At 58.6% G+C, this 5850-nt stretch carries 10 protein-coding genes; 6 read left to right on the top strand and 4 right to left on the bottom strand.

The genetic code is table 11. The features are described 5' to 3' along the window. Both JHW48_RS18435 and JHW48_RS18440 read left to right on the top strand, forming a co-directional pair. On the top strand, positions 1 to 735 hold the full coding sequence (locus JHW48_RS18435) for a helix-turn-helix domain-containing protein (RefSeq protein ID WP_015061593.1): 735 nt from the start codon (positions 1 to 3) through the stop codon (positions 733 to 735). 70 nt (positions 736 to 805) lie between these two features. Further along, positions 806 to 1198 (top strand): BTB/POZ domain-containing protein, encoded by a 393-nt coding sequence (locus JHW48_RS18440; RefSeq protein WP_015061594.1) that lies wholly within the window; start codon positions 806 to 808, stop codon positions 1196 to 1198. Between the two features lie 17 nt (positions 1199 to 1215). On the opposite strand, the gene JHW48_RS18445 is transcribed toward JHW48_RS18440, so the two are convergent. After that, positions 1216 to 2166: a hypothetical protein gene (locus JHW48_RS18445; RefSeq protein ID WP_015061595.1), complete on the bottom strand. Its 951-nt coding sequence runs from the start codon at positions 2164 to 2166 to the stop codon at positions 1216 to 1218. A 76-nt stretch (positions 2167 to 2242) separates the two neighbouring features. Between JHW48_RS18445 and JHW48_RS18450 the strand changes: the two genes are divergently transcribed. After that, a complete protein-coding gene (locus JHW48_RS18450) occupies positions 2243 to 2587 on the top strand; it encodes a hypothetical protein (RefSeq protein WP_147388166.1) in 345 nt (114 codons plus the stop codon). A gap of 117 nt (positions 2588 to 2704) precedes the next feature. Here the strand turns inward: JHW48_RS18450 and JHW48_RS18455 are convergent, their stop codons facing one another. The 3 genes from JHW48_RS18455 to JHW48_RS18465 form a co-directional block, all read right to left on the bottom strand. Beyond that, on the bottom strand, positions 2705 to 2974 hold the full coding sequence (locus tag JHW48_RS18455) for a hypothetical protein (RefSeq protein WP_119887748.1): 270 nt from the start codon (positions 2972 to 2974) through the stop codon (positions 2705 to 2707). 3 nt (positions 2975 to 2977) lie between these two features. After that, positions 2978 to 3385: a hypothetical protein gene (locus JHW48_RS18460; RefSeq protein ID WP_015061596.1), complete on the bottom strand. Its 408-nt coding sequence runs from the start codon at positions 3383 to 3385 to the stop codon at positions 2978 to 2980. A 719-nt stretch (positions 3386 to 4104) separates the two neighbouring features. After that, on the bottom strand, positions 4105 to 4425 hold the full coding sequence (locus tag JHW48_RS18465) for a plasmid mobilization protein (protein ID WP_015061598.1): 321 nt from the start codon (positions 4423 to 4425) through the stop codon (positions 4105 to 4107). A gap of 214 nt (positions 4426 to 4639) precedes the next feature. Here JHW48_RS18465 and JHW48_RS18470 point away from each other — a divergent pair, with 214 nt between their 5' ends. The 3 genes from JHW48_RS18470 to JHW48_RS18480 are packed head-to-tail and all read left to right on the top strand — an operon-like array spanning position 4640 to position 5531. Beyond that, positions 4640 to 4906 carry a WGR domain-containing protein gene (locus JHW48_RS18470; RefSeq protein ID WP_272835916.1) on the top strand — a complete coding sequence of 89 codons (267 nt, stop codon included), beginning with the start codon at positions 4640 to 4642 and terminating at the stop codon, positions 4904 to 4906. A gap of 39 nt (positions 4907 to 4945) precedes the next feature. After that, positions 4946 to 5221 carry a type II toxin-antitoxin system RelE/ParE family toxin gene (locus JHW48_RS18475; RefSeq protein ID WP_015061600.1) on the top strand — a complete coding sequence of 92 codons (276 nt, stop codon included), beginning with the start codon at positions 4946 to 4948 and terminating at the stop codon, positions 5219 to 5221. A 10-nt stretch (positions 5222 to 5231) separates the two neighbouring features. Then, entirely contained in the window at positions 5232 to 5531 is a 300-nt protein-coding gene (locus JHW48_RS18480; RefSeq protein WP_015061601.1) for a HigA family addiction module antitoxin, read from the top strand. Positions 5532 to 5850: the final 319 nt, after the last annotated feature.

Genomic DNA, 5850 nt, shown 5'->3' on the forward strand with positions numbered 1-5850 from the left:
ATGGGTAGGATTTCACTTCACGAACTGCGGCGCATGGGGGTATCTGCGGAAGATATCGAGGCCGCAAAGGTCACGCAGCTGGCGCAGCGTAGGACCGGCGCACCCGTGCAGTCCATCGGCGTCATTGTCGGGGTCGCAGAACAGCGCCAGCGCACCAACCCGAACCCTCCCGCCGATCTGACGGCCCGCGCCCTGCACAAGCGCGGTGCCTATGACCAGGCGGCGCTCCTGCTAGATCAGCAGGCCTTGCGGGAAAGCAGCCCCGAGCGAGCTGCTATGGCGCGGGAAGCCGCTCTGGCGGCCAAGGAACTCTCCGCCAGCAATCAGCTTGAGTTCGACTTCTTCGGAGGGGGCAACGTGTCCATTGCATTCCAGTATCAGGACGCCGTGACGGAACGCCTGTTCGCGGCGGCAAAAACTACAGCGCAGGCCTTCCATGCGCAGGCGGTGCTCTGGCAGATCACACGCAATCTGGGTTGGCAGTCCTATGAGTGCACCAAGACCGCCGCTGACCTGTGTGAAGTGATGCGGACAGATAAGGCACAGATGGCTCGCGCTCTGGACCTTCTGGAGCAAGTAGGGGCGATCCGGCGTGTGAAGCGTGGGCGGGTCAAGATCATCACCGTGACGCCGGAAGGGGCTTTCCGGGGCAACGTGCATAACCATGCGCAAGCCGTCGAACGCTACAAGCTCGACGTGATCGACGGCGGGAAGTCTGAACAGACGCCCGAGTAGCAGCCGACCAGTCCGGGACCGGCCCCCAGAACCAAGACCGACCGGCTCCGACCACCCAAGGGAACCACCTGTGGCACTGACGCTGAATCAGGCGGCTAAGATTTGCAGTCGCTCTAAATCGACCCTGCTCGATGCCATTCGTAGTGGGCGCATGAGCGCGCCAAAGGATGATCGAGGACGCTACGCCATAGACCCGGCAGAACTGCACCGGGCTTTTCCGTTTCAGTCTCAGAACCGGTCGCCCGACCAGTCTCCGGGACCGCAACCGACCACCTCTGAGAACCAGCCCGAACCGGCTGATCCCGCCTTGAAACGTGAGATAGAGTTGCTCCGCGAGATGCTGGGCAAGGCCGAAGCCAACGCCGATCATTGGCGCACGTTGGCTGAGCGTCAGCAGGCGCTCTTGGAAGATAAGAGACCCAAGGAACCCCGCAGCTTTCTTCAACGCCTTCTCGGAAGATAAATTAGTCTAGCCCTAGTTTATTTATCTTGTCGCCCCATGATCTCTATGAGTGGCGTCTGCATGATCCCACACGCGTCCAAGTTCTCCCCCTCACGCGTAATAAATTGCGCAATTTCTTCTTCAGATCGCTCGCCTACAGGCACCGGTTCTCCGACCCATCCGCATTCGGAGCATATCGGTCGTTCGAAGATTATTTCAGGGTTTTCCGCATCTATCCCCTCTTCTGGGAAGAGACGGTGAGACTCGCACTCTGGACATTGATCCGGAACACCTCGCAGATGCCGCACACAAGTAGACGTTGCCATTCCAATAGCATGAGAAACCGCAGTAGTCGCAACTTCGGCATCCATCCACTTTCCTGACTGTGAATGCGTCAGCCAGTTTACATAGTCCCAAGCCTCTTTGAGCGTCGTCTTAATGAGTCGGCGTCGCTCACGGTTATCAGCTCCGCCAAGGAAGGTGTCAAAAATCCAATCAACCCAGCCTTTGAAATTTGAGCGTTGGGGCCTGTCCTGCTCCGGCCATTCGTAAGCATCCTGTGCTGCGTGAACAAAGGCGAGTAGGTTTTCACGGCACCGGACGCCGATAGCCCGAAATGCCCCAGCATCATTCGCTTGTCCAAGCGCAGCCTCGCAATCTGCAATTGATTGAAGAACGTCAGTAAAAGGTCTAACTTTTTCGACGTCCGGTTGCTTGATATCGTTGCGAGGTATCCGCAGGCAGAGCCCCATGTGAAAAGTGATTGCCAAGTCCATGTTCGGAAATTGGTCCTGCGAGTATAGATTCGTGGGGTTAGTTATGACCCACCATCGGCCGTCGCTTGCATGAATGTCCCAAACCGTGTGCGTATGGCCAATAACTGATTCTGCATACACTTTTTGGGCAAATTTCACCTCGGTACCCTCAGGAGATTGCCACAGATAATAATCTATAACCTCTTGTTTTTCTTCATCTGTATACTTCAACATTTTTTTCTCCTATGGTGGAAGATATGCAACCTTTTACCCTCTATGAACTAAGCTTGGAAAAAATGAGCAACCAGTTGTGATTATAGATATATTTTTCTTCCTGCCATTCATCATCGTTGGCTTCGGCATCTTGCTTGCCCCCTTTATTTCTTATGGGTGGCCTAATTGGCTAACTAGTTTCGTAGAATTCTCTGCCAGTATAGGAAACGGTATATGGGTTGCAGGTGTGGTAATTGTTTCACTTATTACTATAGGTTTCCCATTGCCCGCTGCTGCCATTTTGTCCTGGCCGGTCATGTTCTTTGCTGGAAGATATTTTGCCCGGATCAGCGAAGAATGGCATAACAAATCAAATAATATTAAGCGTCAAGCTTGGGAGGAAAAGCGTCGTCGAGATGAAGAGCAAAGTTCTGATCGTTAATGAGAGTTTTCTGCCTAACGTCATTAGCCTAAAGTCCGTAATCGTGGCCGCTGTCACGCTCTCGCCGTGCTTCCCACTCCTGCTCCCGTTCGTGCGCCTTGCGTTCGTCAATCAGAGTCACTCTTCTTCCAGCAACGCGTTCACCTGCTGCACCAAGCTCATAGTTTGCTTGGTTTGAGTGCTTAAGGACTGAAGCAACTGCGTCTGAAAACGCTCGATCTCGCTTTGCCTCCGCTCGATCAAGTCCAGGCGCTTTCGCACGGTCTCGGACAAGGTCCGCAACTGCTTCGACGTGGCTTCTGACGCTTCGAGCGAGGTCTCGGAGGTGCTGACCAATGTCTCGAACTGTGCGAGCAAAGCCCGCTCGAAGGGGGTTAGTTGGTTCATGGCTCACATCCCATTCGGCAGTTTGAGGCACAGAAACGGCTGCTCGCCTTGGCAGATCATGGGCTCTGTCCCGTCCGGCAGCATCAGGTAGCTCTGTCCCCCGCTCTTGAAGATCGGAAACGGGTCCGACGCGGGATCCATCCAGTGCCAAACTGACAAGCCCGCGATCACCAGCCACGTCACGATCAGCGCCACCCACCACCAGCGCGCGGTCAAGCGCACGATCTCCAACTCGTCGGCCATCATCAGGCTCGTGCCTTGGATATCGTTGTGCATGGTGCGTAGCGCGGCTTCGGATTGTTGCCTCAAGCTGCTCGCGAGCCGCGTCAGCTCGGCCGAGGTCAATGCCTCGATCTCGGCCGACTGGCTGGACAGCCGCTGTTGCAACCGCGCGGTCAAGCTCTCGGTCATGGGTCCATTCCTTTTCGTAGATCCTGCCCTTCATGCGGAATTTCTCGCCGCTCTCCGGGTCATGGACGGTCAGGTAGTCCTTGCCCTGCCGGGGCACCTGCAATCCGGCCTCTTGCAGGGCCAGAACCATACTCTTGCGATCCGTGACCCTCTCAGCCTCCACAAGCGCCGTCAGATAGGCATGGATGCCTTCCCGGCCCTCCCGGAGCCGGAAGCTCTCGTCGGCCCTCTCCGGGGCTCTGTGAAGCTCGGTAGCCCTGTCCGGATCGTCGGGCCGCGCCCAGCCTTGGGACCAGTTCAGCGCGTCCCTGAGCGGCGCGTAAGACCGTTCCCAGCCCGGGGGCGCCACGTTCAGCGCCTTGCCGGTGGTCAACTCCATCCGAGGCGTCACAAAGTGCAGCTCCACCCGCCCGCCCTCGGTGTGCTGATGGCGCACCCACGTGATGTCGTATTGCTCGGGGTCCATGCCCGCGAAGGCCAGACGCTCGAAGGCGTCCATGGCCTCCTGCTGCTGGTCATGGGTCGGCGCATCCTCCAGGGCAAAGGACAGAACGCCGTGGGTGTAGCTCCACTTGCGGTCGATGCTGTCGATCAGGTCGCGGGTCCGCTCCATATTGCCCCGCACCACCTCGGGCGGTGCATGGTCGCGCCCCTCACGGTCTGCGGCGGTCAGGTAGTCCGCAATCTCGGCTCCGCCGCCGCGGCCCCCGCCCGTGAACTTAATCAGCATCGGCGGGCCGCTCATGCGCCGCCCGCAAGGCGGACAATTCCCGGTCGATCTCGATCAGCCGCACCAAGAGCGCCGCAGCCGGCACGGGCTGCCGACGGTTCGTGGCGCGGGCCAGCTGGTTGAGGTTATTCCCCATCCGCGCCAGTTCCCGCAGCAAATCGGGATCGACCCTTGGAGGCTCCCGCCGCTTCCGCAGGCGCTGCCCCCCGAGGGCAGAGCGCACCAGTTCCGAGAGTGACACCCCCTTATTCTCAGCAATCTCCTGCCAACGCCGCTTTTCCTCCGGTGTGGTGCGGATCTCGATCCTCATGGCAAAGACCTCTTCTGGGGTGCAGGGGCGATGCCCTTGCCGGGGTTCAGGGGCAGGCCCCTTTCGGCTTGCCGGAACGGGGGATTGAAGGGGGCCACTGGCCCCCTCACAAGCGCGAAGGACGGACACGCAGTGTCCGGACAAGAGTATGCTTGCGATAGTGTTGCTTACAAGGGTAATGATCGGCACAATCCAAACCGGGAAACAATGCCGGATGGACGCGCGGACCACGATGCAGAGCTATCTTGAAAAGCGCGATCCGACGAAGAACCTGGCCCGCTTCCACAGTCTCATGGTTCTTCCCGATCTCTTCGGGGGATGGACCTTTGAGCGGGAATGGGGGCGAATCGGGCAGGCCGGACAGGTTCGCCGCATCTATTTTCCCTCCCAGGAGGAGGCCACGCAGGCGCTCTTGGAAGTGGAGACAGCAAAGAAACGGCGGGGTTATTGGCTACGCCCGCAGCAGTTGGGTCTGTTCTGACTTGGTTTACACTTGTAAGCTATCAGCTTACACATACCTATGATCAAGACCTTTGCGAACAAGCAGCTGAAGGCCCTCTGGGAAACGGGGAAATCGAGGCTCGATGCGCGAATGCACGGCCGCATCCTGCGTCGTCTGGATGTCCTCGACGCTGCCACGGTGCCCGAGGACATGAATCTGCCTGGCTTCGACTTCCACGCGCTGCGAGGCCACACACCGACCCGCTACACGGTCCATGTGAACGGCCCGTGGTGCATTACCTTCGAGTTCCGTGACGGCGACGCTCATGTGCTGGACTTCGAGCAATACCACTGAGGAGGCGAGGATGAGCCGCAACCCCGACCGCTGCCCGACGCATCCGGGCGAATTGCTGCGCGAGGACGTGATCCCCGCTACCGGCAAGCCCAAGGCCGAGATCGCCCGGATGCTCGGCATCTCGCGCCAACACCTCCACGACGTCCTGGCTGAGCGCAAGCCCGTCAGCCCCGAGGTCGCCGTGCGCCTCGCCAAATTGTTTGGTAATGCCCCGCTGGTCTGGATCAGAATGCAGGGGGCCTACGACGCATGGCACGCCACACGAGAAGTGGACGTCTCGGGTGTCCCCACCCTGATCGCCGCCGAATAGCCCCTCAGCGCGCTTCTGGGACGCCCTGAGGCCTGTTCTTGGCCTTTGCCGGTCCTCTCCAACCCACCTTGCTGCCACCCGCGCTGCGTTGGCCGCGTAACGCAGCCTTTTGCACTTCCCCTTTCCCCAGCACATTCCGCCCCATGCGACATGCTCAATGGGGCAGTTTGGGTGCATCGGTGCTTCCTAGATTCTTAGGATATATGGATACGCTGGTGCATTTTCGCCGTTTTAGCTTTGCTGTGCTGGAAAATTCAGAAATTGACAGTTGTCTGTCAGACAACTTAAGTTGTCCACCAGACAACTGTCGAGGCGAGGG

The sequence above is a fragment of the Paracoccus aestuarii genome, from assembly GCF_028553885.1.
Taxonomy (GTDB): Bacteria; Pseudomonadota; Alphaproteobacteria; order Rhodobacterales; family Rhodobacteraceae; genus Paracoccus; species Paracoccus aestuarii.